The sequence below is a fragment of the Polaribacter filamentus genome (genome assembly GCF_002943715.1).
GTDB lineage: Bacteria > Bacteroidota > Bacteroidia > Flavobacteriales > Flavobacteriaceae > Polaribacter > Polaribacter filamentus.
The window spans coordinates 1,705,545-1,731,158 of sequence record NZ_MQUA01000013.1 but is presented as its reverse complement, the minus strand read 5'-3'; the positions used below and the strand labels follow the sequence as shown (position 1 = coordinate 1,731,158).

Below are 25,614 nucleotides of genomic sequence, written 5' to 3'. Positions count from 1 at the left end.
AGTAAATTTAATGAAATTATTACAATTATGCAGCGTATTTAAGGTTTTTTACAAATAATTACTTTTAAATCATTTTTTTCATCAGTTGTAAAAAACAAATAGTTATTTCCACCATCCTTTAGATTGGTCTCTTTTCTTATCTGTGCAACTGGTTTTGGGAAGTTTCGTATAGTAATATTTGCCTTATTTTCTGATAAAAGAGTTTTTATTTTTTCTTATCATAATTTAAAACTTCAATAACTTTAAAACATCTTCCAGGAAAATTAATTAATTTTTCTGAGGTATATAAATGAGAATGCTGATGAATTTTAAACAGATTTAACTGTTTCGATATTTGATGAAATCCGCCAGATTTTAAAATGGCAGCATTTGGCTCGTATAAATAGGAAAGTGGTTGATGATAATTAGAAGTAGCTTCGTCTTGCAAGTTAAATTCAAATTTTTGAGAATCCTCATTTAGAAGGTTCGTTGTTTTTATTTGGACGTCTTTTTCATAATTTTTCTCTAATAAAAATAGCACTTCTTTAACTTCGTTTTTAATAGCGATAACATGAATTTCTTTCACAAATTTTAATTCTGATATAGCACTAGAAATATCTAAGATAGGAGAGTTCTTTATTAAAATTTGATTGGTTTTTGTAAACAAAAAATCGATGTTTTCTGGCACATTAGGTAAGCAGTCGTTTAGCAAAAACACCTTTCCTTTTGCATCATTTCTTCTTGAAGGATCTATGTAAATACAATCATAGATTTGTTTTGTATTTTTTAAAAAATCAATTCCGTCGCCAGAAAAAACCTCAATATTTTTAATGTTTAATTGTTGATAATTATGCTTTACAATTGTAGATAATTCTGCACTAATTTCGCAATGGGTTACCTGCTTAAATTGCTTTGAAAAGTAGTAGCAATCTATCCCAAATCCACCAGTAATATCAATAATTGAAGCCCCTGAGACTAATTTAGCTTTGTAAGCAGCCGCAATTTCTGAAGAAGTTTGTTCAATACTAATTTTTGGTGGATAATAAATATTTTTAGCGGAAAACCACGTGGGTAATTTTTGTTCAGATTTTTGCTTGGCAACAATTTGATTCGCCAATTCTTGTGCTGAAACTTCATCAAAAGGACTTCCTTTTAAAATCAGTTTGGTAATATCAGATTTTAAATTATCAACAATAAATTGCTGAACTTCTGCTTGTAAAATTGATAGCTTCAAAATTGATTAAAGATCTTTTGTTAAGGATTTTACAATTTTATTTTCTGACAAAAACTCCTTTAAAATCACTTTTAACGCGGTGTAACAAGGCACCGCCGTAATCATGCCCATAACACCAAACAATAAACCGCCAATAATAATAATTAAGAAAATCTCTAAAGGATGCGATTTTGTGGTTTTGGAAAATATTAAAGGCTGACTTACAAAATTATCAACCAGTTGTGCTAATCCGTAGCAAAATAAAATCCATAAAGAAGTTGGTAAAATTATAGCTTGAAAATCTTGACCAATATTGCTTATCATCGATAAAATAAACATAACGAATGCACCAATTAAAGGACCTATATAAGGAATTAGGTTTAATAGCGCACATAAAAATGCGATCACAACAGGGTTCGAAATGCTGAAGCTAAGTAATATAATTGTATAAATAATAAATAGCGTTGTTATTTGTATAATTAAACCAATAAAATAATTGGATAATAAGTTATTGATGGTTTCTAGCGATTTTGAAAGTCTTCCTTCGTTTTTACTCGGAATTAAGGTCAATAAGCTAGTTTCTAGTATTTTGCTGTCTTTCATTAAAAAGAATGAAATAAATAAAATAGATAATAAACCAACACTTAACGAACCTAAAGCACCTAAAACTAAGTTTAGTATATCTGGAATAGCTTTAAATTGAGATATGAAATTTATATTTTTAAGTTCGCCTAAAATATCAATACCTTTTGATGAGAGATAGGCTGTAATTTCATTAAAAAGACTTTGAACACTCGCTTGCAAATCTTCTACATGTAAAAGTGACAAATTTGTTCCTTGCTCCAAAATTAAAGGAATAAATAAAACCACTAAACCTGTTAATAAACTAAGCATTAAAAGCATCGTTGTAATTACCGCAATTGTATTTGGAAATTTTAATTTATATTTTAAAAATCGTATAATAGGACGACCAATTAAAGATAAAACCGCTGCAATAACGATGTAAACAATTACTGACTGAATTTCGAATAAAAAATAAAGTAAAAGTGCAATTCCTGCGATAATTGCTAAGGCTCTTAAAATTCCGTTTGAAATGTGTTTTGAATTCATTAGTTATATGCTTTTACTTCTCCCATACTTAGCTTATTTCCGCTATCAAAGGTGTGATTTGTTGGTAATAAAGCACCGCTTTCTGTGGTGATCCAATCTTCCCAAGTAGCATGTACGCCGTTCATTTGCATACTCGGAACAAACATTTTATAGCTTTTCGGAACATAATTCTCATCTAAAATCCATATATAAGAATCTCCCGGAGTGGAACCTCCTGTTGTATATTTCACTAAAAGAGCATCTTTATTATCAATTTTTTTAAGGCTTCTAATGGTTCCGTAATCAAATAATTTATGAGGAGCAACTAACCAGAAATTATCGTTGTTAAAAATATTTAAAGCTTTTTTAACAATTTTATCATCAGCGGTTATTTGTTGTTTTTCGTTAAAGAAAACAACACTTCTTTCCAAATTGTCAGGTTGTAAATTTACCTGAATGGTGTCCCAAGAAACAGCCGCAATATTACTTTCTTTATCCCATTTAAAACTTCTTTTTCCAGCAAAACTCCATTCTAAATAGCGAGTTTTTTTGTATGAATCATGGTTAATGGCTTTTAAAATTCGATTAGCCAAAATATCTGCTTTACTATTTTCTGATTTTACATCGCCCATATTTATTTCTAAACCAAACAAAGAAAGGGTATGTTTTGTTGGCAATTTTATTCCTGTTTTAGTTGATTTCCAATCAGACCAAGTAGCAGAAACGCCGCCTATCGGAATTATTGAAGTCCACATTTTAAAAGAAGTTGGAATATAATTTTCATCTAAAATCCATAAGTAAGAATCTCCAGGAGTTGAGCCTCCAGAGGTATAGGTAATTAGCAAGGCATCTTTACCTTCATGTTTAACGATGCTTCTTTCTGTACCAGCGTCAAAAATTTTATAAGGCGCCACTAACCAAAAAGAATCGTTGTTAAAAAAATCGGTTGCTTGTTTAAAAATTTTAGGGTCAGGATTTTTTATTTTTCTTCTTCCTTTATCAAAAAGCATATTTTTCTCTGGTTGATTTGGAAATAAATGAACAATATGATCATCCCATTTTATAACAATACTATTTTCTCTTTTAATCCATCTATAATGATGTTCTCCTCTAAAACTCCATTCTATAATTTCTGTATTCTCAAAAGCTTTGTGGTTTATGGCATTAAACATTTTAATTGCTAAGGCATCGGCTTCTTTTCCTTTTTCACCTTTGGGCAAAGCTTCATTATTTGCAAAATAATACACAGCAATAGCGGCAAACATGACCAATAAAACGATACCAATAAATTTAAAAAACTTTTTCATTTTATAATTTAAAAATTAAAAAGCTAATTTAATTCTTTTTTAGAAGACCTTATTTGTTTTCATCATAATAATCTAAAACATGTTTTGGAATTTGCATATTTTCTGGTTTTCCTTTATCCGCAATTGGGTATTTTGCTACTTGTTTTATGGGTATAATTCCTGCCCAAATAGGTAAATCGTAATCTTCTGGTTCATCAAGAACACCAATATCTCTCACTTTTGCAGAAGCCGTTACAATAGTAAATTCTACCACCAAAGTTCTGTCTAATTCTTTTTGATACATTGGTCTTAAAGTATCCCATTGATTAGGCATCATTTGATCTACAATCCATTTTAAAATTTTAGTTTTATCATGATCTTTTTCAACTTTTTTTAAGCTACCAAATAACGTTGCAGATCTGTAATTTACGGAATGGTGCAATCCAGAACGGGCTAAAACCAAACCGTCTAAATGCATTACCGTTATTGAAGTTTCTTCGCTTTCTAAAATGGATAACAACATTCTATTTGCAGTAGAACCATGAATGTAAATTTTATCTTCTCTTCTAGAATATGCCATCGGAATTGTAATGGGTTTTCCATCATAAATATAACCTACATAACATAGAAATCCAGCATCTAAAATCGTGTTAATTTTTTCTACATCATACGTTCCTCTGTTTGCGCCTCTTTTAATTCTATTTATTTTTGATTGCGGATATTCTTTCATTTTTATCTTTTTTCTGTTGAAATATTCTTTATTTTTTCTGAAGTAATTTTTGCTAACTCTAAATACTTTGGTTTAAAAATTCTTTTTTCTGATGCAGGATATTTCTGTATCATTTTTGATGTGCGAACTGGACGTTCAACAAAATTACCAGAACAACTTGGGCAAACATTTTTAAAAATTTCTAAAACACAAGTTTTGCAATAGGTGCATTCAAAAGAGCAAATCATGGCTTCTTTAGAAGTGTTTGGTAAATCTTGGTTACAATGCTCACAATTTGGTCTAATTTCTAACATATTTTTTTATTATTTAGGATACTCATATTGTATGTAGACCAATATTCTTGCCTTATTTTTATATTTTCTTTCAATAAACCTTCAATTTCGAAACCACACTTTTGATAACATCTTATAGCATTTTTGTTAAAATCATAAACTCCTAAATCTAATCTGTGCAAATCCATTTTTTCAAATGCAATTCTTACAAGTTCATTAATTATTTGGCTTCCATAACCTTTATTTCTAAAATTTGCATCACCAATTAAAACTCTACAAATTCTTGCATTTTTATCAATAAAATTAATGTTATTTAGTTCTGCATGACCAATTATTAAATTAGAATTTATATGAATTACCTTGTAAACAATTCTATTCAAATTATTGGTGTATGTATTTAATTGTGAATGTGTTATTGGGAAAATAAAAAGTTTAGCACTAAAAACATACATTAGGTTTTCAGAATTTATCCAACTGACTAATCTATCATAATCAGAAGTGTCAAATTTTTCTAATTTTATCATCTTTTGTTCTTTTCTGATTCAAAGTTAGTATATTTATGGACTGTGATAATAATCCAGTTTGTAAATAAATAATAGTCCAGATTATGTTTCCATATAAAACCAGTTTTCAATTAGATAGAAAAAGTAAAAAACCATTGTATTTGCAATTGGCAAATCAATTTATAGAATTGATAAAAGACAGAAAATTAGTTCCTGATACAAAATTACCTGGAAGCAGAGTTTTATCAGAATTATTGCAAGTTCACAGAAAAACAATTGTGGCTTGTTATGAAGAATTGCATTTGCAAGGTTGGGTAGAAAGTGTTGCCAAAAGAGGAACTTTTGTGCACGCAAATTTACCAGAATTACAGCAACAAGAATATTTAGAAAAAGAAAGTGAAAATCAGCAAAAGTCAATCGGTTTTCACTTTTATAAGGATGAAATTTTAGCAAGAAAGTCTTTAGAAATTAAAGATGGTTTTATGTATTTAAATGATGGAATTTCTGATGTTAGATTAACACCAACGAATTATATTGCTAGGATTTACAGAAGAATTTGTAATAGAAAAACAATACACAAAGAAATGTCTTATGGTTCTATTTTTGGAAACGAAAAATTAAGAAAAACACTCTCTGATTATTTAAACAAAACACGAGGTTTAAACACATCCAAAGAAAATATTTTGATTACAAGAGGTAGTCAAATGGGCATTCATTTATCTGCTAAATTATTATTGAAAAAGGATAATATTATTGTTGTTGGTGAAACGAATTATACATCAGCAGATACTTGTTTTCTTCAGCAAAAGGCAACACTTTTAAGAGTAAAAGTAGATGAAAATGGTTTGGTTACAAAAGATATTGAAGTGCTTTGCAAACATCAAAAAATAAAGGCGGTGTATGTTACTTCTCATCACCATCACCCAACAACTGTAACGCTGTCTGCAGAAAGAAGAATTCATTTATTAAATTTATCTAAAACTTATAATTTTGCAATTATAGAAGATGATTATGATTACGATTTTAATTACCAGCATTCGCCAATTTTGCCTTTGGCAAGTCATGATACAAACGGAAATGTAATTTATATTGGTTCTGTTTGTAAAACTGTTGCGCCAGTTTTTAGAATTGGTTATGTAGTTGCGCCAAAAGAATTTGTTAATGAAGCTGCTAATCATCGTCGATTTATTGACAGACAAGGAGATGCTTTGTTAGAATTAACTTTTGAAGAGTTTATTAAAAATGGTGATTTAGACAGGCATATTAAAAAAGTGATGAAAGTTTACAAGACCAGAAGAGATTTGTTTTGTCAGCTTTTAAGTGAGCAATTTTCTGATGTTTTTTCTTTTGAAACTCCAAAAGGAGGAATGGCAGTTTGGCTTACTTTAAATAAAAAGTATTCTTGGAAAACTGTTGCTAAACTTGCGAACAAATACAATTTAGAAATAGGTGAGTGGCAACGTTATGACAATGCAAACATTGGTCACAATTCCATAAGAATGGGTTTTGCAACGTATAATGAGACAGAAATTTATGAGTTAATCAATAGAATGAAAAAAATATTTACAGAACTTACAACAGAAGTTCTATAAATATTAGTTGCACTATTTATCGTTTTTATAGCCTTTAGGTCTTTTCGAACGAATTGGTGCTTTTGGTTCTGGTTTTGGAAAAAACTCGTTTATTTTTAATAAACGCAAAGCTTCTGCTACTGCCATTTCTAACTGTGGATCTTGCCCTTGCAGAACTTCTTTTGGTGTTTGGTGCACTTCAATATCAGGCGCAACTCCTTCTCCTTCAACAGCCCAATTACCATCAACATCGTAAAAACCACCTCTTGGAGCAACCATTCTACCTCCATCAATAAAACGTGGAGTATCCCAAGTTCCAACCAAACCTCCCCAAGTTTTTGTACCCACTATAGGTCCTAGTTTTTTTTCTTTAAACATATATGGAAGTAAATCTCCACCTGAACCTGCTCTTTCGTTGATTATCATCACTTTTGGTCCCCAAATCCCAGCCATAGGTGTTGTCCAAGGTCTTCTACTTTCAGATTTACTATTAAAGTAACCAATTACTTCTCTAGACATAATATCAATCATGTAATCAGCTGCAGAACCACCACCATTATTTCTTTCATCTATAACAACACCTTTTTTATCTTGTTGTGAAAAATAGTATCTATTAAAAGAAGTAAACCCTGGATTACTGGTATTTGGAACATATACATAGGCTAATTTTCCGCCAGAAAGTTGATCAACTTTTCGTCTGTTACTCTCTACCCAATCAATAGAACGCAAATCTCTTTCGCTAAAAGTTGGAGTTATTAAAATGGTTCTTGCATCTTTTTCTGATGGTTTGTCATTCACTTTAATATAAATTTCTCTGCCTGCAGTTTGTTCTAATAACTGAAAAGGATTCATGCTATCTTTTAGTAAAACACCATTGATTGCTATTAAATAATCGCCTTCGTTTACATTGATTCCTGGTAAACCAAGAGGAGCATCAATATCCGGATTCCAACGTTCACCTTTGTATATTTTTTTAAATTGATATAAACCATTCTTTTTTTCTAAATCTGCACCCAACAATCCTACTGGAATTCTATTTACATCAGGATAATCTCCTCCAGAAACATAGGAATGTCCAATAGCAACCTCGCCACTCATAATATCTACAACATAATTTAAATCAGATCTGTGTTTTACATCATTTATCCAAGGTGAATACCATTCGTAAATAGCATCCCAAGGAGCTCCATGAACATTATCTACATATAAAAAATCACGCATAAAACGCCAACCTTCTTTAAAAATTTGATGTGCTTCAGCTTTCGGGTCTACCTGAATCTTCATGTCGGTTTTTAAAGATTCTTTCCCTTCTTTTTCTTCCTTTGTGTTAGACAAACTCCAAGTACCTTTCTTAGAAATTAAAATTGAATTTCTATCAAAAGAAGCATTCATAGATGAAACGCCTGTCGCAAATTCTAATGCTTTTTCTTTTTCGATATCATAACTATGTACTGTTAAACCAGAAGTATTTGGAATTGATTCTGCAATAAATATCTTGTTTTTTGGACCTTCTAGTAAAGCAACATAATTTCTTAAAGGTAGCTTTAAAGGAACAACTCTGTTAAACAATCCATTTTCATCAATAACTGTCTTGTTATCTGTTGTTTTTTCTTTTTCCGATTTTTATCGTCTTTATTTTCTTCCTCTTTTTTTAATTCTTCTTCATCTGTTTTTGGTAAAATAGGTGCTTTATCATTCGCACTTAAAACCACAGCGTACAGAGCTCTTGTTACACTTGAATCGTAAGAGCTCATATCTAACCAACCTGTTTGTAAACCATAATCAGTGCTTGCTAAGGTGTAAATATATTTTCCAGAAATATCCCAAACTGGAGAAATAGCATCTGCAATTGGGTCTGTAATTTGAACAATTTTTTTGGTACTTAATTGATACGCAAAAATCGATTTATAATTATTTATATTTTGTTTTGCATAGGCAATCCAATCTCCATCAGGAGAAAATTTCGGATTCATTGTTCTGTTTGGATGTGCATAGCCATCTGCATCTACTTTTGTAATTTTTTTGGTTTCTATATTGATGAGCCAAATCACAAAATTGGTGTCTGTGTACGCAATGTGTTTTTCATCTGAAGACCAATCTGGTTGAAAATAAAAAGTAGGATTTGGTAATTTTATAAACTCTTGATTTTCGCCATCTTGATTTGCAATTACCAATTCATATTCGCCATTTTTATCAGAAAACCAAGCTACTTTATTGCCTTTTGGAGACCAAATTGGAGAACGATCTGCAACTCCAGAAGAGTTTGTTAAATTTCGCCAAGTACCATTTTCTTTAGGAACTGTAAAGATCTCTCCTCGATATTCAAAAATAGCTCTTTGTCCATTTGGGGAAACATTTGGGTTTGTTAAATCTTTACCAGAAACGTTCATCCATCTTACCCTAGAATAGTTTAAATCTCCTTGAACAGTAATGTTAATCTGATTGGTTGCTTTCGTTTCTGGGTTTAATAAATGCAAATATCCACTATGTTCGTAAACGATTCCGTTAGAATTTGCATCGATGTTTTTAATATCAAATTTTTTGTGAAAAGTAATTTGTTTGTCTTCTTTTGTTTTGATGTTGTACGACCAAATATTGGCTGTGTAATCTCTTTCTGAAATATAAAAAACATCACCTTTAAACCAAACAGGATTTACATGTCTTTCTCCATCCAATTGAGGCGTTTTTATCAATTCTTTGGTTTTTAAATCTACAATCCAAATTGGCATTGCTTGTCCACCTCTGTAATTTCTCCATTCAGCATCCCAACTTGTGATTGGTGTGTAAGCAATGTATTTATTGTCATCAGAAACTTTCCCATAAGCAGCTCTTGGAATTTCAAAAGCTTCTGGCGTGCCCCTTTTGTAGAAATTGTGTAAAACTTATTGGTTTCTGTTGGTCGAGATTCTCTATCTGAACGAAATAAAATTTTTCCATCAGGTGTCCAACCTTGCACATAATCTTTGGATGGATGGTAGGTTAATCTTTTAGGTTCGCCACCATTTATCGAAACTAAAAAAACATCTGTATTTCCATCATATTCTGCTGTGAAAGCAATCCATTGTCCATCTTTCGAAAAATGTGGATCAGATTCATTTCCAGTATCACTTGTTAACCGAATTGCATTACCACCATTTACTGGTACTTTCCATAAATCTGCGCCATAAACGAATACAATATCTGTTTTAGAAAGTGTTGGTTGTCTTAATAAACGAGTATTTTGTGACAGACTCATATATGACATGAAAATTGATATTAAAATAAGAATTTTTTTCATGATGATAAATTTTAAGTATGTGACTCTAAAGATAAAAAAAAGTAATTTAAAAATATGGGTATTTTAAAAGCTATTAATCGATTACTTTGCAAACAGTTGACTAATGTCTTTAAATGCTTTGAATTCTAATGCATTATTTTCTGGATCGTTAAAAAACATAGTAGCTTGCTCACCAACTTTTCCTTGAAAACGAATTCCAGGTTCAATAATAAATTTTGTATTTGCAGCTTTTAAACGATCAGCTAAAGTGTGCCAATCTTCCCAAGTTAAAACGGCTCCAAAATGAGGAACAGGAACATCATGGCCATCAACAGGATTTGAAATTCTTTCGGGTTTAAAGTCTTCCTTCTGATGAATCACTAATTGATGTCCGAAGAAATTAAAATCTACCCAATGTTCAGAACTACGCCCTTCTTCACAGTTTAAAACATCTCTATAAAAAGTTCTACATTTTTCTAAGTTTTGTACTGGAATTGCTAAGTGAAATGGTTGTGTTGTCATATTTTTAGTTTCAAAGTTTAAAAGTTTTGTCTAAAGCTTAAAACCCAGCAGCTGCATCATCACCTCTTTTATCTGCACCTCCTTCTAATTTTCCATTTGGTAAAACTAAAATAGCATCTACTTTACCAATAATAAGAGAATTTTTTTCGTAAATATAATATCCTAAAGATTCTAATTTTGTCTTTGTTATTTTATCAAAACCATTTGGTTCCATTCTAATAATATCTGGCAACCATTGGTGATGAAATCTAGCTTTGTCTACAGATTCTTGCATGCCCATATCATACTCAATTACATTCAAAATATTTTGTAAAACAGAAGTTATAATTGTAGAACCTCCAGGAGTTCCAACAACCATTTTTAACTTACCATCTTTTTCTACAATTGTGGGAGTCATAGAGCTTAACATTCTTTTTTCTGCTGCAATTGCGTTTGCTTTAGTACCTACCAAACCATACACATTTGGTACACCCGGTTTGCTGCTAAAATCGTCCATTTCGTTATTTAAAATAAAACCAGCACCTTTTACAACCACTTTAGAGCCATACCCAGTATTTAGTGTTGTAGTAACTGAAACAGCATTTCCAAATTGATCTACAATAGAATAATGTGTGGTTTGATCACTCTCATATCCTAAAATATTCCCTTGTGAAACTTCGGATGAAGGAGTTGCTTTATCCCAAGAAAAATTTCGCATTCTTTTATTGATATAATTCAGATCAATTAAGCTATCTACAGGTACTTTTACAAAATCTACATCGCCTAAATAATGAGCTCTGTCGGCATAACTTCTTCTTTCTGCTTCTGTAATTAATTGTACATATTTTGTTGAGTTATGTTCATATTTAGACACATCATAAGGTTCTATTGATTTTAAAATTTGCGCCAAACAAATTCCTCCACTAGAAGGTAAAGGCATTGTTGTAATTGTATGATTTTTATATGCAAAGGTGATTGGATTTCTCCAAACTGCTCGGTATTTTTCTAAATCTTCGTGTGTAATAATTCCACCTAATTCTGTAATATAGTTTACCAAAAAATTGGCAGTTTCACCTTTGTAAAATCCGTCTTTTCCAAAATCGCGAATTCGCTCTAAGGTTTGTGCTAATTCTTCTTGTTTAAAAACATCGCCTTTTTTCCAATCTTTTTCGAAAATAGTTTCATAGTTGTTCACGGCTTGAAACGCTTTTTTTGCATCGCTTAAACCTTCACTTTGATTTTTAGTAATTGTAATTCCATTTCTTGCTAAATCGATAGCCGGCTGAATTAAATCTTTAAAAGGTAAGGTTCCAAATTTTTGATAGACCTCAAAGATTCCGGCGATAGAACCAGGAACCCCAACTGCATTTGCACCAAAAGTACTTCTACCTTCAATTACATTGCCAAGAGAATCTAAATACATGTCTTTATGAGCAGCTAAAGGTGCTTTTTCTCTAAAATCTAATGTGCCTTTAGTACCATCTGCATTTCTATATACCATAAATCCACCACCTGCAATATTTCCAGCCACGGGATATGCAACTGCTAAAGCTAAATGAGTGGCAATCATTGCATCATAAGCATTTCCGCCTTTTTGTAAAATAGCTGAACCAATTTTAGAGGCTTCTTCTCTAGCAGAAACTACCATAGCTTTTTCTGCTATCAAGCCGATAATTTTTTCTTTTTTAGTTGCTGTTTTGCAGTTTATCAACAATAAAGAAAATGCGAATACTAAAATTATTTTTTTCATCTAACAATTTTTAATTTCTATTAATTTTTGATTAGTGTGCGCTATTAAATCTTTGAAGAAAATCGTAAAATCATCTTCAAATTCTCTGTGCAAAATTTTTAAATCTTCAATGGCTAAATTCATTTGAGATTTTCCTTGGGTTCTGTTGTTCATTCCGTTTAAAACTTTTTCAATTCCGTCTTCAAATTGATAATTGAAAAGAATGTTATATTCAATCATATATTTAATAAATTGTTTTGATTTTACAGGTAACTCTGATGAAATTTTATCGAAAAAATGATTGATGGAATTTGTATACAAATCCAAAGGAATAGCGGAGTAATCTGCCCAGTTTTTTGCTAAAAAATGATCGAAAAAAATATCGATAATCACACCATCATAATGTCTGTAACGTTTGTGTAAACGTCTTTTGCTTTTTCTAACAATTTTATGAGCGTCTGTAAAAGTGTCTATTTCTCTGTGTAATAGAATTCCTTGCTGAATTTCTTTAGAAAATTCTTCATAATTATTACCCCTAATATGATCTGCTATAAAGTTGCCAATCATAATATTGGGGTTATTTTTTGATAAATATAAATGGGCTAGGAAATTCATTTGCTAAATGTAAACAAAAAACCACAACTAAAAAGTTGTGGTTTCAAAATATTATGGATTCTTTTAAACGCAGAAATGATTTATCACTTTAAGGCAAAAAAGACTAAGTATATTAATTATTCAACATGACGGGCATTACAAGCATTGTAACTTGCTCACCTTCGTCAGTTCCATCTATAGGAGTTAAAATTCCTGCTCTGTTTGGCAAAGACATTTCTATTAAAACTTCGTTAGAATTTAAGTTGTTTAACATTTCGCTTAAAAAACGAGAGTTAAAACCAATTTGCATATCATCACCTTGATAATCACAACTTAAACGTTCATCTGCTTTGTTAGAAAAATCTAAATCTTCAGCAGAAATATTTAACTCAGTTCCTGCCATTTTTAAACGAATTTGATGTGTTGTTTTACTAGAGAAAATAGAAACACGTCTTACAGAGTTTAAGAAAGAAGCTCTATCAACAGTTAATTTATTCGGATTTTCTTTCGGAATTACAGCTTCGTAATTTGGATATTTTCCGTCAATTAATCGACAAACTAACACCACATTATCAAACGTGAATTTAGCATTTGCATCATTATATTCGATGGTAACTTCGCTATCAGAACCACCTAAAATTCCTTTTAATAAATTTAAAGGTTTTTTTGGCATAATAAATTCCGCAGTTTGATCTGCAGTAACATCCGTTCTAGAATATTTCACCAATTTATGAGCATCTGTAGCAACAAAAGTTAAACTTTGTGAGCTAAATTGAAAAAAGACTCCGCTCATTACAGGACGTAAATCATCATTTCCAGCAGCAAAAATTGTTTTCGAAATTGCAGTTCCTAAAATATGTGCAGGAATTACAGTTTTGCTTGGTGATGGTAAGGAAACCGCTTTAGGAAACTCATCTCCTCCAAAATAAGCCATGTCATATTTACCTTGATCAGAACTAATTTCAATGGTGTTTGTACCTTCGGTTTTAAATGTTAAAGGTTGATCTGGAAATGTTTTTAAAGTATCTAACAACAAACGTGCAGAAACGGCTATTGAACCAGCACTGTCACTTTCTACATCGACTAAAGAACTCATTGTTGTTTCTAAATCTGATGCTGAAACTTTTAACTGATTTTTAGAAATTTCAAATAAAAAGTTATCTAAAATTGGTAATGTGTTGTTGCTATTTATAACGCCACCTAAAACTTGTAGTTGTTTTAATAATTGCGAACTTGATACAATAAATTTCATTTAATTTTTTTCTTGATTCGAGTTACAAATATATTCTAAAAAAGTGACTTTAAAAATTATTTTATCAACAGGTTATCCTTACTTTGTTAATGAATTTAAAATGTTATAATTATGTTAATTAGTGGCTTTAGGCCATAAAAAAGCTATTTTTGTTAGCTTATCAAACTAAACAAATGAAAAATATCTTTTTTTTTACTCTTTTTTTGCTACTGATTTTTAGCACAGTTTCTGCTCAAAAGCCTCAAAAATTAACATCAAACCAGATTTACGAAAAGATTCAAAAACTTAATTTTTTAGGAACTGCTTTATATATAGCTGCACATCCAGATGACGAAAACACACGTTTAATTGCCTATTTAGCAAATAATGTAAAAGCAAGAACTGGTTATTTATCGATTACTAGAGGAGATGGAGGTCAGAATTTAATTGGTCCGGAAATTAGCGAATTGTTAGGTGTTATAAGAACAGAAGAATTATTGGCTGCAAGGAATATAGATGGTGGCGAGCAATTTTTTACAAGAGCGAATGATTTTGGCTATTCTAAACACCCAGATGAAACCTTAAAAATTTGGGATAAAGAAAAAGTTTTAAGCGATGTTGTTTGGGTAATTAGAACTTTTAAACCAGATGTAATTATTAATCGATTTAATCATAAAACACCCGGTTCAACGCATGGGCATCATACAGCTTCAGCCATGTTAAGTGTGGAAGCTTTTGATAAAGTTGGCGATACTGCTCAGTATTCTAATCAGTTAAATTACACTAAAGTTTGGCAACCAAAACGTTTATTTTTTAACACATCTTCTTGGTTTTATAAAAATCAAGAGGACTTTGATACGGCTACAATTGGGAAGTTAACTTCTTTTGATGTTGGTGTCTATTATCCTTTAAAAGGGTTGTCTAATAATGAGTTAGCGTCTATGGCAAGTAGCCAGCATTTGTGCCAAGGTTTTGGAAGAGTAACCACGAGAGGAGAGCAGACAGAATATGTAGAGTTTTTAAAAGGTGATCCTTTAAAAGATAAAAATGATATATTTTCAGGAATTAATACAACATGGAATCGTATTAATAACGGAGGAGAAGTTGGTGCTATTTTATATGATATTGAAGAAAAATTTGATTTTGTAAATCCGTCTAAACATTTACCAAAATTGATGGAAGCTTATAAAATGATTGAGAATTTAGAAGATACTTATTGGCGGGAAATTAAAGAAAAACAACTTAAAGAAATCATTGAAGCCAGTGCAGGTTTGTATTTAGAAGCTTCAGCAACAAGTGCTTCTGGAATACCAAATTCTAATATAGAAGTAGAGTTTGAGGTTTTAAATAGAAGTAATGCAGCAATAGAGCTTACCTCAATTACATCAACTATTGATGAAAAAATCCTGTATAAGGGTTTACAATTATCACAAAATAAAAAGGTAGTTTTTAAAGAAACTATTTTATTAAAAACGGATGAATTTTCTGATCCTTATTGGTTAAAAGAGCAAGGTACTTTAGGGATGTATAAAGTAGATAATCACCAATTAATAGGGCAGCCAGAAGCTTCAAGAGCTGTAAAAATAGATTTTAATCTGATCATAAATTACATGACAATTTCAATTTCTAAAGATGTTGTAGTGCGATATGCAGAACGAGATAAAGGGGAAATTTATGAACCTTTTGAAATTTTGCCAAAAATAACTACAAAAATAAAAGACAAAGTACTTATTTTTTCTGACAGCATTCCTAAAAAAATTGGTGTAGAAGTAAGGGCGGGAGAAAACTACGTTAACGGAAGATTAAGTTTACAAGTTCCAGAAAGTTGGAGTGTATCACCCAGAGAAATAGCTTTTAGTATTGAACAAAAAAATGATAAAAAAACGGTTGAGTTTTTAGTAAGTCCGCCAAAAAATGAATCAGAAGGAAAGTTGAAGGTTATCGCAACTTCAGGAGAAAAAATATATCAAAAAGAATTAATTGAAATTAACTACAATCACATTCCGAAACAGGCTATTTTATTAAATTCTGAAGCCAAAATTGTTCGTTTAAATATAAAAAAATCAGGAAGTTATATTGGTTATATAAATGGCGCAGGCGATGCAATTCCTGAAAGTTTAAGACAAATAGGATATACGGTTGTAGAAATAAATCCATCAAAAATAGATGAAAATAACTTACAGAAATTTGATGCAATTGTTCTAGGAATTAGAGCTTATAATGTTGTTGATGAACTAAAATTCAAACAGAAATTCTTATTAGAATATGTTGAAAAAGGAGGGAATTTGATTGTGCAATACAACACAGATAGAGGCGTAGATGTTGGTGCTCCATATTCTTTAGGATTATCAAATGACAGAGTTACAGACGAATTTGCGGAAGTTGAAATTATAGATGAAAATCATGAAATCTTAAATTTTCCTAATAAAATTACAAAGGATGATTTTAATGGTTGGGTTCAAGAAAGAGGCTTGTATTTCCCTGATTCTTGGAGCGAAGAATATTCGCCAATTTTTTCTATGAATGACAAAGGAGAAACGGCTAAAACCGGAAGTTTATTAATCGCAAAATATGGGAAAGGAAATTACATTTATACAGGTTTAAGTTTCTTTAGAGAGCTGCCTGCTGGAGTTTCTGGAGCGTATAAATTATTTGCAAATATGTTGTCTGTTCAAAAACGGGAGATTGAAATAAAAGAAGAAATCAAGGAGTAATGACAAGCCCAAATAGATAGGTATAGCCCTGATTGAAACGGCATCCTTTTTGCTTTTTCAGCAAAAAGATATAGTGAAAAGCGGGAAATAGCTTCAAAAAAAAATCACATAAAAATGAAAGAACAAAAATACACTTGGAAAAAAGAATACAGTTTTGTGTTAATTGCAAATCTTGTGTACATCATTATATTCTTTTTGATCACTAATTATTTTACAGTTTAATTGATGGATATTACGAGCAAATTACATTATATAGATTGGGTAATTCTTGCAGGAACACTTTTGTTTATTGTAGCTTACGGAACGTATGCTACCAGAAAAAATAGCAACGTAACAGATTATATAAAAGGAGGAAACGACTCAAAGTGGTGGACCATTGGGCTGTCAGTCATGGCAACGCAAGCAAGCGCAATTACGTTTTTATCAACTCCTGGACAGGCTTTTCATAGCGGAATGGGTTTTGTGCAATTTTACTTCGGATTGCCAATTGCAATGGTAATTATCTGCGTGGTTTTTATCCCAATTTATCACAAATTGAAAGTATACACAGCCTATGAATTTTTAGAAGGAAGATTCGATCTAAAAACGAGAAGTTTAGCGGCCATTTTATTTTTAATTCAACGTGGTTTATCAGCGGGAATTACCATTTTTGCGCCGGCAATTATTTTAAGCGCAGTTTTAGGTTGGGATTTACTAACTTTAAATATTATCATTGGTTTTTTAGTAATTATTTACACCGTTTCTGGCGGAACAAAAGCAGTAAATGTTACGCAAAAACAACAAATGATTATCATTTTTATAGGGATGGTCATTGCTTTTTATATGATTATGAGTCAGCTTCCTGCGGATATTACGTTTACAAAAGCATTAGAAATTGCGGGTGCAAGTGATAAAATGCAAGTGTTAGATTTCTCTTTTGATTTGAGTAATAGATATACGGTTTGGACAGGAATTTTGGGAGGAACCTTTTTAATGTTATCCTATTTTGGAACAGATCAAAGTCAGGTGCAGCGCTATTTATCAGGAAAATCTGTTAGAGAAAGTCAGTTAGGTTTAATTTTTAACGGATTGTTAAAAGTGCCAATGCAGTTTTTTATCCTGTTAATTGGTGTGATGGTTTTTGTTTTTTATCAATTTAATCCGTCGCCATTAAATTTTAATCCAGGAGCAAATGAAGAAGTATTAAAGTCTAAATATGTTGAGGAATATCAACAATTAGAAGCAGAACATGTTACTATTGAAAACACTAAAAAAGTAATTTTTAGGGATGGTTTTCAAGTTGCTGATAAAGAAGAAATTCAAGACTTAAATGCAAGAGATTTAGAAATTAAGGAAGCTGCGAAAGAAATTATCGATAAGATTTCTAATGAAAATGACTTAAAAAAAATAGAATCGAATGATAAAGATTACGTGTTTATTCATTTTATTTTAAACAATTTACCCAGAGGATTAATCGGACTTTTATTAGCTGTAATCTTATCGGCGGCAATGTCATCTACAGCGTCCGAATTAAATGCATTGGCAAGCACAACTGCGATGGATTTGTACAAGCGAAATGTAAAAGATGAGAAGAGCGAAGGGCATTACGTAAAAGCATCAAAATGGTTTACGCTGGCTTGGGGAATTCTCGCGATTTCAGTGGCTTGTATCGCCAATTTATTTGATAATTTAATACAGCTAGTAAACATCATAGGTTCTATTTTTTACGGAAATGTTTTAGGTATTTTCTTGTTAGCATTTTTTATCAAATTTGTAAAAGGGAATGCTGTTTTTATAGCGGCACTAATTACACAAGTTCTAATTATTGGGGTTTTTATATTAGACTGGTTGCCATATTTATGGTTAAATTTATTAGGATGTGCTTTGGTAATGGGCATTGCAATTCTATTGCAGTTTTTTATTCCTTCAAACGGTAGTAAAATTGAAGAATTAGAATCAATAGGAATTGAGTAAATTATGGAAAAAAGAAAAATACGTTGGGGAATTATAGGTTTAGGAAAAATCGCCCACAAATTTGCAACAGATTTAGCCACTTTAGAAAACACTGAATTAGCAGCTGTTGCTTCTAGAAATCAGCAAAGTGCTGACGAATTTGCACAGAAATACAAAGTGAAAAAAGCATATAATTCTTATGCAGCATTGGCAAAATATGCGAATGTTGACGCTGTTTATATTGCTACTCCGCATAGTTTTCACAAAGAACATTCCATACTTTGTTTGCAACATAAAAAAGCAGTTTTGTGCGAAAAACCATTTGCCATGAATTTGCAAGAAGTTACAGAAATGATTACTGTTGCCAAAGAAAATAAGGTGTTGTTAATGGAGGCTTTATGGACGTTCTTTTTACCACATTTTAATTACGTTTTAGAGATTGTTAAGAATGAAAAATTCGGAAAGTTAAAAAGTTTAGAAGCTGATTTTGGTTTTCATCCTATATATAATAAAAATGGCAGAGTTTTTAAAAAAGAAGTTGGAGGTGGAAGTTTGTTAGACATCGGAATTTATCCAATTTTCGCAGCATTATCAACTTTAGGAGTTCCTGAAAATATTGAAGCAAAAGCTTCTTTCTTTGAAACAGGAGCAGATTCAGATTGTAATATGATTTTTTATTATAAAGGAGCCAAAGCAACTTTAAAAAGTTCGTTATTGGAAGAAACAAAAACAGAGGCAATTTTTACTTTTGATACAGCAATTGTGAAAATTAATACACAATTTCACGCGCCTTCAACAATAACTATTATTGAAGGTAAACATGAAGAAATTATCGATTTTGGCTACAGAACCATTGGCTATGATTTTGAAGCGGCACATTTTAATCAATTGTTAAGAGAGGACAAAAAAGAAAGTGATGTGATGACTTTTGAATTTTCTAAAAACTTGATACATACCCTAGATTCCATAAGGAATATTATTGGTTTGGAGTATTAGGGTGAAAAAACGCCCTATTAAGAAAATTTAATTGCTTTTATTTTTATTGAAGAGCAGAAGAAATATAGTTTTTTTTAAGCAAAAAAATCTCAAGCTTTCACTTGAGATTATAAAATTCGATGTTTTAGAACTTAATTAGTTACATCAATTTGTACACCAACGTAGGTGTTTTCCCAAAGTAAACCTAAAACCGTACTTGTGTCTTTCACATCATCAAACATAATCGTAAAAGTTTCAATAGTATCAGGAACTGACATTACTTCCGCAGAAACTTTTGCTGCAACTTTAGCTTCATCCCATTCTTTTGGACCTCCCCAATTTTTAGTATCCGTATAAAAAATAACATCCCAAGATTCTTCATTTGGTATGGTATACAAAGCATACGTACCAGCTGTTAATTTTGCATCACCAACCATCACATCTTTGCTGAAAGTTATTTTTGTACTAGCATTTGCGCCTGTTCTCCAAACTTGACCAAAAGGAACTAAATCCCCAAAAATAGTTCGGTCTTTTACGCCGGGTCTAGAATAGTCTACAGATATTGTTGTAAAACCTATCGTTTGCTCAATTTTCTGAGACGGACTAGCAGGTACTTTTTTTTGTGCATTTGTAGAAAAAGCAATTGCTACTACAAATAAACTTAATAGTATTTTTTTCATGGTATTTGAATTTATTAATTTTGATAAATCTACGATTTAAAAAAAAATAGAATTGTTAACAAAACCTTAAAATAATGGATTGTATCTTTGTTAAAGATAAGAATTTAAATAATGGAATTTAGATGAAAAATGTTAGTATCTTAGGTTGTGGTTGGTTAGGGAAATCATTAGCTATTTCTTTGTTAGATGAAGGCTATGCTGTAAAAGGTTCTACCACAACGGAAGAAAAATTAGCCCTTTTAGAGCTCAATCATATTGATCCTTATATCGTTGATATTTCTGACTTTGAAGAGTTTGATGATTTTTTAAAATCGGATATTTTAATCATAGCAATTACTTCAAAGGATATTGATGGTTTCGAAAATTTGATTGTTCAAATTGAACGTTCTAGCATTCAAAAAGTGATTTTTATTAGTTCTACTTCTGTATACGGAATGTTAAATAAAGTAATCACAGAAGAAGATGAGGTATTAAAAACTCCGTTATCAGAAATTGAAAATTTATTTAGAGAAAACACTTTTTTTGAAACAACAATCATTCGTTTTGCTGGTTTGTTCGGTGATGAAAGGCATCCTTCAAATTGGTTCAAAAACGGTCGAAAAATTCCGCAACCTAAGGGTTTCGTGAACATGATTCATAAAGAAGATTGTATCGAAATTATTCATGAAATTATTGCTCAAAATTGCTGGAATGAAACTTTTAATGCGTGTTCTAATCATCATCCAACGAGAAGAGAATTTTATACAATAGCTAAATTAAGTAATGATTTTGAGGTTCTTGAATTTGAAGATAATGAAGTGTACGAATGGAAAATTATTAGTTCTAAGAAAGTGCAAGTCGTCCTAGATTATACTTTTATTCATGATGATTTGCTTAGTATTTAAGGTTGAGAAGTAACAAAGTAACAAAATTTCTGAGTTTTAAAGTTGAAGAGTTTTGTCATTCTTACGAAATACGAGGAAGAACATCTTTATCAATTATCTTTTTATAAGAGATTTCTCAATCGCTTAAAAAAGCTCATTTCGAAATGACAGTAAGTTTGTCAGTTCGAGTGATTTTCGATTTTTAGATAAAATTGTATCGAGATTTTTTCATTTTCACCAACAACGAACAACCAACAACCGCTAACTATATTTCCTTTTTCTCAAGTAATTAAAAATAAATCCAAAAGTAAACAGTAAAATAAGCGGAAAAGCAACATTTAAAAACTGCCAAAATATTCGCTCTTTGTAGGCTTTTTGTTTGTCTAAAATACTAATTTTTAGAGTCTTATTTCTTAATTCGATTAAACCAGTATCATCCAACAAATAATCAACAGAATTTAAAAGAAAGTCTTTATTTCCAAATTCTTCATTCGTCCATTTATCTCTCGCTAAATCCGTAGGTTTTCCTTTTAGAACCTGATTTTTAGCAATATCTCCATCCGCAATAACAATCATTTTATTAGTGCTTGAATTCTCTTTAAAAACTGGGGTTTCGAAAGGTTTTATACGGTTTTTATAAGCTGATTTAAAATTGCCTTCTAGTAAAACAGCAAACAATTGATGCCCTGAAACATACTCTTGTTCCAGAGGCTCATCAGCAATAGATTGCAACTCAATAATTGTGGGCGTTCCTATTTTTTGAGTTAAAGGAGAACTCATTAATAAAGGTGTTTTTTAATATTATTTTTAAGCGTATCAATCTGATTTGCAAATTGTAATCTTACAGGAACAATATTTTTTGTGATCGCATTATTTGGATTTCCGCTTACTAACGGATGGTAAAACCAATCTAAATTTTGAAACTGAGTTTGGTTGCCAACTTTACCTGTTGCTAGCGCAATTTTTGCGGCATATAAATCTTTAATGAGTGTTGTGTTGATTCGAATTCCGTACGAAAATAATAAATCTGTTAAATCTAAATCTCTTGGATATGCCAACATTTTCCCAGTGGTCAATAAGCTATCTTGATCTGCTTGAACATTGTCTATCATCCACAATGTTTTACCGCCGTTTACAATAAATTGATCTAAAGTAAACTTCTCTTCGGTAGTAAACTTTTGAGTTGGTTTTGCAATAATTGCCAAATCAAAAGCGTTTAATTCTTGCAAGGTTTTCTGCGGATTTTTAACTACAGAATCCAACGTAAATTTTGCTAATTTGTATTTTTTAGAAACTTTACTTAAAAACTAATCAAATAAATATCTGCTAATTGTCCGTTTCCACTTAAAAAAGCAATTGTTTTTTGTTCTTTTTGAGTTATGGAACTTATAGCATTGCTAAAACTATACTCTAAATTTTCAATCGCTTTTTGCAACTGTTCTTCTTGACTTGCTACGATTGCAGTTGGCAATAAAGAAATCGTTTTTGTTTGATAGCCAAAGTTAATTTCTGCCCAAGGAAAAATAATTGCTTCGGATAATTTACCCTCTTCTTCAACGGTTAATTGACTTGGCATCATTCCTCTTTTTATCAAGTCTTCGCGTTGTTCATCAGGGTTTTCGAAATTGATGATGATGTTGCTGTTTTTTGCCACTAATTCTTCTAAATATTGAAGCGTTTCAACTTGTAATCTTTTAAATTCGGACGGAAAATCACCTTCCAAATAAACAGTTATAAAAAGTGGTTTATCAACCTTAGAAAGAATGGTTTTTGTAGTTTCAGAAAGGGTGTAACGTTGGTCTTGGGTTAAATCAAAACGTTGGTAAAATGATTGATTGATGACGTTGATAGCGATTAAACCAATAATCAGAAATAGACTATTTTTTAGCTTCTTATTCATTTTCTAATCTCGTTTTAGTAATGAATAAAAAAAAGATAGTTACACTTAAAAAGTAAATAAGATCTCTTGTATCAATAACGCCTCTAGAGATACTTTTAAAATGTTCGTTAATTCCGAGGTTTTTAATGGTTAAACTGCTGTTTCCAAAAGAGGTCGCAATTGCATCAAATCCGAAGAAAAGGAAAAATGTTATGAAAATGCCTAAAATAAATGCAACAATTTGATTTTTTGATAAAGTAGATGTAAATAACCCAATCGATGTGTACGTAGCCGCTAAAAAAAGCAAGCCAATATAAGAACCAATAGTGCTCCCAAAATCAATGTTTCCGGTAGGATTACCTAATTTATAAACGGTATAAACATATATAAAAGTAGGGATAATTGCAGTAATAACTAAAAGCAGCGATGCTACAAATTTACCCAAAACGATTTGCCAATCAGATACAGGTTTTGTTTTTAAAAGTTCTATGGTTCCGTTGTTAAATTCATCAGCAAAACTTTTCATGGTTACAGCAGGAATCAGAAAGAGAAAAATCCACGGTGCTAAATAAAAAAATGGAGTTACATCAGCAAAACCAGCATTTAAGATGTTGAAATCGTCGTTAAAAATAAATAAGAATAAACCATTTGTCAGCAAGAAAACACCAATCACTAAATAGGCAATTGGCGATGCAAAAAATGAATTGAATTCTTTTTTTAAAATGGCAATCAAGTTGTAATTTTTTATTTGTTTAAAATACACTTCGACAATCTCAGTATGATATTTTAACTTTTTTTAATCTAGTTACAATTAATAAATAAAATGTCAGCCTGAGCTTGTCGTGGACTATTGTATAAGTCGATAACTAATATTATTTTCAAAACCTTCATCTTTAATATCTGGTTGAAAAACAAAATCTTGTTTCTTTAACAACGAAATAGAATCAGAATTATTTTTGTGCGTAAATGCTTCTATGGTTTTTAATTCCATTTCTTGAAATCCGAATTCTAAAATTGCTTCAAAAGCTTCACTCATAAAACCTTTTTGCTGATAAATTGGATCTAATTCATAACCAATTTCTGCATACTCTTCTTCATCTTCAAAATTACGTAAGCCTATGGTTCCTATTAATTGATGGTTGCTTTTGGATTCAATTACCCAAAAAATACCTTTATTATTTATCGTTAAACTAGAAATACGATCTATAAATGCTCTTGTTTCAGAAAGGTTATTTGGTGTTTTTCTATCAATAAATTCATTAACTTCTTTGTTGGTTCTTAAACCAAAAATTGCTTTAGCATCGTCTAAATTTAATGCTCTTAAAGTTAATCTTTCTGTTTCTAAAACAGGAAAAGGGGTGAAATTGAAATCCATCTTTATAATATTACTTAATGTTAGTATTTATTGCAAGCTCACTTTTTTATCAACACTCCAAGCTTCTGGTTTATCATTAAAAAACGTTTTAGTTTCTGCCCAAACGCTTTTAAATAAACTTGAGTTTCTATAATTTTCTAAATCACTTTGGTTTTCCCAATAAGAATAGGTGAAAAATATTTCTTGGTTTGTTTTATCCTGATATAATTCAAGTAATTGGCATCCATCAGAGTTTCTAATGAATTCTTTTTTTTCTTCAAACAGTATTAAAAATTCATTAATATGTTTGGAGTGAAAACTCATTTTAACAATTCTAACAAACATAGTTTTAAGTTAAAAGGGTGTATTCTGTTTTGGATTGCATAAAAAACTCGATAATTATTGGGTCTCTATAATCCAAGCCTAATAAACTTGAAGCACCACCAACCGTATTTAAATTACTTCGGTAAATGGCTATTTCTAAAAAACCAGCAGAGTTAAAAATGGCCAATTTATTGCCATCAAACTGTCTTGCATCTTGCAGGTCGTTACCGGTAATTTCATTGTATTTCTTATAGATTTTATTAAAAGAGTACCGAGATGCACTTACTTTATAAGTTCGGCCTTTACCAATGTCATTAAACATTTTATTACTGATGTTGCTAATTACATTTCCGTAATTATCTATATAAACAACACCACCAATTATTTGTGTTTGCGCTTGATTTACTTTTGGCTGAATTTCAACCAACTTTTTAAACTCCGTAATTTCTTTGCCTATAACCGTTAAATTTCCTCCTCGTGCAATAAAACAGGCAACTTGCACAAAAACATCTAATACAGGGAAACTACTTTCAATTCGATCGTGAATATTAATTTCTACAATTTTTGTTGGCTGAATTTCCGATGCTATCATTGAGATAATTCCGTTATCAGGGCATACAAAAAAATGTTTATCTAGTTCAATTGCAATGTGTTTGTTGTCTTCACTTAACTCTGAATCCACGCCAACAATATGAATCGTTCCTTCGGGAAAACTTTTATAAGAATTCTTTAAAATATAAGCCGTTTCAGTAATATTAAATGGAGATATTTCGTGCGTTATATCAACAATTTTAGCATCAGCTAGCTCAGAATAGATAGCTCCTTTTACAGCCCCAACAAAGTGGTCTTTCGTTCCGAAATCTGTAGTTAAAGTGATAAAAGGCATTGAATTTTTTGCTGTTAATTAGTTGTGTAAAAGTTGTTGATTATTTTACGCAA

The 25,614-nt window shown here is 31.0% G+C and carries 22 protein-coding genes and 3 pseudogenes; 5 read left to right on the top strand and 20 right to left on the bottom strand.

Features of this window, described 5'->3' with window-relative positions; genetic code table 11:
* Positions 1 to 38: 38 nt before the first annotated feature.
* The 6 genes and pseudogenes from BST83_RS10230 to BST83_RS10205 all read right to left on the bottom strand — a co-directional run bounded on the left by BST83_RS10230 (position 39) and on the right by BST83_RS10205 (position 5,093).
* Positions 39 to 1,213 (bottom strand): annotated as a pseudogene (locus tag BST83_RS10230) (class I SAM-dependent methyltransferase).
* Positions 1,214 to 1,219: 6 nt separating this feature from the next.
* On the bottom strand, positions 1,220 to 2,302 hold the full coding sequence (locus tag BST83_RS10225) for an AI-2E family transporter (protein ID WP_104809698.1): 1,083 nt from the start codon (positions 2,300 to 2,302) through the stop codon (positions 1,220 to 1,222).
* Complete coding sequence (locus BST83_RS10220; protein WP_104809697.1) at positions 2,302 to 3,588, bottom strand: hypothetical protein; 1,287 nt, start codon at positions 3,586 to 3,588, stop codon at positions 2,302 to 2,304. Before BST83_RS10220 ends, BST83_RS10225 begins: the two co-directional genes overlap by 1 nt.
* Before the next feature lie 49 nt (positions 3,589 to 3,637).
* Entirely contained in the window at positions 3,638 to 4,297 is a 660-nt protein-coding gene (locus BST83_RS10215) for a pyridoxamine 5'-phosphate oxidase family protein (protein WP_104809696.1), read from the bottom strand.
* Between the two features lie 2 nt (positions 4,298 to 4,299).
* Entirely contained in the window at positions 4,300 to 4,590 is a 291-nt protein-coding gene (locus BST83_RS10210) for a DUF1272 domain-containing protein (RefSeq protein WP_104809695.1), read from the bottom strand.
* Positions 4,584 to 5,093 carry a GNAT family N-acetyltransferase gene (locus BST83_RS10205; protein ID WP_104809694.1) on the bottom strand — a complete coding sequence of 170 codons (510 nt, stop codon included), beginning with the start codon at positions 5,091 to 5,093 and terminating at the stop codon, positions 4,584 to 4,586. Before BST83_RS10205 ends, BST83_RS10210 begins: the two co-directional genes overlap by 7 nt.
* 83 nt (positions 5,094 to 5,176) lie before the next feature.
* On the opposite strand from BST83_RS10205, the gene pdxR reads away from it, so the two are divergent.
* A complete protein-coding gene (pdxR, locus tag BST83_RS10200) occupies positions 5,177 to 6,664 on the top strand; it encodes a MocR-like pyridoxine biosynthesis transcription factor PdxR (protein WP_104809693.1) in 1,488 nt (495 codons plus the stop codon).
* 12 nt (positions 6,665 to 6,676) lie between these two features.
* Here the strand turns inward: pdxR and BST83_RS20665 are convergent, their stop codons facing one another.
* The 7 genes and pseudogenes from BST83_RS20665 to dnaN form a co-directional block, all read right to left on the bottom strand.
* A complete protein-coding gene (locus tag BST83_RS20665; RefSeq protein WP_240614722.1) occupies positions 6,677 to 8,212 on the bottom strand; it encodes a PDZ domain-containing protein in 1,536 nt (511 codons plus the stop codon).
* Entirely contained in the window at positions 8,188 to 9,033 is an 846-nt protein-coding gene (locus tag BST83_RS20660; RefSeq protein WP_496559620.1) for a hypothetical protein, read from the bottom strand. Before BST83_RS20660 ends, BST83_RS20665 begins: the two co-directional genes overlap by 25 nt.
* A gap of 120 nt (positions 9,034 to 9,153) precedes the next feature.
* Positions 9,154 to 9,878 (bottom strand): annotated as a pseudogene (locus BST83_RS20655) (protease); the annotation flags it as partial.
* A 123-nt stretch (positions 9,879 to 10,001) separates the two neighbouring features.
* On the bottom strand, positions 10,002 to 10,421 hold the full coding sequence (locus BST83_RS10190) for a VOC family protein (protein WP_104809692.1): 420 nt from the start codon (positions 10,419 to 10,421) through the stop codon (positions 10,002 to 10,004).
* Between the two features lie 37 nt (positions 10,422 to 10,458).
* Entirely contained in the window at positions 10,459 to 12,150 is a 1,692-nt protein-coding gene (gene ggt, locus BST83_RS10185; RefSeq protein ID WP_104809691.1) for a gamma-glutamyltransferase, read from the bottom strand.
* On the bottom strand, positions 12,151 to 12,744 hold the full coding sequence (locus tag BST83_RS10180) for an acyl carrier protein phosphodiesterase (RefSeq protein WP_240614719.1): 594 nt from the start codon (positions 12,742 to 12,744) through the stop codon (positions 12,151 to 12,153).
* A gap of 112 nt (positions 12,745 to 12,856) precedes the next feature.
* Positions 12,857 to 13,975, bottom strand: a complete 1,119-nt coding sequence (dnaN, locus tag BST83_RS10175; protein WP_104809690.1) for a DNA polymerase III subunit beta — start codon at positions 13,973 to 13,975, stop codon at positions 12,857 to 12,859.
* A gap of 173 nt (positions 13,976 to 14,148) precedes the next feature.
* On the opposite strand from dnaN, the gene BST83_RS10170 reads away from it, so the two are divergent.
* From BST83_RS10170 to BST83_RS10160, 3 genes are all read left to right on the top strand, one after another.
* Positions 14,149 to 16,668, top strand: coding sequence for a PIG-L family deacetylase (locus BST83_RS10170; RefSeq protein ID WP_104809689.1), 2,520 nt, complete (start codon positions 14,149 to 14,151; stop codon positions 16,666 to 16,668).
* 225 nt (positions 16,669 to 16,893) lie between these two features.
* Positions 16,894 to 18,621: a sodium:solute symporter family protein gene (locus BST83_RS10165; protein WP_104809688.1), complete on the top strand. Its 1,728-nt coding sequence runs from the start codon at positions 16,894 to 16,896 to the stop codon at positions 18,619 to 18,621.
* 3 nt (positions 18,622 to 18,624) lie between these two features.
* Positions 18,625 to 19,596 (top strand): Gfo/Idh/MocA family protein, encoded by a 972-nt coding sequence (locus tag BST83_RS10160; protein WP_104809687.1) that lies wholly within the window; start codon positions 18,625 to 18,627, stop codon positions 19,594 to 19,596.
* A 131-nt stretch (positions 19,597 to 19,727) separates the two neighbouring features.
* Here BST83_RS10160 and BST83_RS10155 read toward each other — a convergent pair whose 3' ends face one another.
* Positions 19,728 to 20,255, bottom strand: a complete 528-nt coding sequence (locus BST83_RS10155) for a DUF2911 domain-containing protein (protein ID WP_104809686.1) — start codon at positions 20,253 to 20,255, stop codon at positions 19,728 to 19,730.
* 122 nt (positions 20,256 to 20,377) lie between these two features.
* Between BST83_RS10155 and BST83_RS10150 the strand changes: the two genes are divergently transcribed.
* Positions 20,378 to 21,139, top strand: coding sequence for an NAD-dependent epimerase/dehydratase family protein (locus BST83_RS10150; RefSeq protein ID WP_104809685.1), 762 nt, complete (start codon positions 20,378 to 20,380; stop codon positions 21,137 to 21,139).
* A 240-nt stretch (positions 21,140 to 21,379) separates the two neighbouring features.
* Here the strand turns inward: BST83_RS10150 and gldG are convergent.
* The 6 genes and pseudogenes from gldG to BST83_RS10125 all read right to left on the bottom strand — a co-directional run bounded on the left by gldG (position 21,380) and on the right by BST83_RS10125 (position 25,561).
* Positions 21,380 to 22,380, bottom strand: a pseudogene (gene gldG / locus BST83_RS21705) (gliding motility-associated ABC transporter substrate-binding protein GldG).
* Between the two features lie 38 nt (positions 22,381 to 22,418).
* Positions 22,419 to 23,018, bottom strand: coding sequence for a DUF7088 domain-containing protein (locus BST83_RS21075; protein WP_254712445.1), 600 nt, complete (start codon positions 23,016 to 23,018; stop codon positions 22,419 to 22,421).
* Positions 23,011 to 23,730 carry a gliding motility-associated ABC transporter permease subunit GldF gene (gene gldF, locus BST83_RS10140; protein ID WP_104809684.1) on the bottom strand — a complete coding sequence of 240 codons (720 nt, stop codon included), beginning with the start codon at positions 23,728 to 23,730 and terminating at the stop codon, positions 23,011 to 23,013. The genes BST83_RS21075 and gldF overlap by 8 nt, the downstream gene beginning before the upstream one ends.
* A gap of 114 nt (positions 23,731 to 23,844) precedes the next feature.
* The gene (locus tag BST83_RS10135; RefSeq protein ID WP_104809683.1) at positions 23,845 to 24,372 is read right to left on the bottom strand and encodes a GNAT family N-acetyltransferase; all 528 of its coding nucleotides are present in this window, start codon (positions 24,370 to 24,372) and stop codon (positions 23,845 to 23,847) included.
* Between the two features lie 27 nt (positions 24,373 to 24,399).
* The gene (locus tag BST83_RS10130) at positions 24,400 to 24,696 is read right to left on the bottom strand and encodes a putative quinol monooxygenase (RefSeq protein WP_104809682.1); all 297 of its coding nucleotides are present in this window, start codon (positions 24,694 to 24,696) and stop codon (positions 24,400 to 24,402) included.
* 4 nt (positions 24,697 to 24,700) lie between these two features.
* A complete protein-coding gene (locus BST83_RS10125; protein ID WP_104809681.1) occupies positions 24,701 to 25,561 on the bottom strand; it encodes an SAM hydrolase/SAM-dependent halogenase family protein in 861 nt (286 codons plus the stop codon).
* Positions 25,562 to 25,614: the final 53 nt, after the last annotated feature.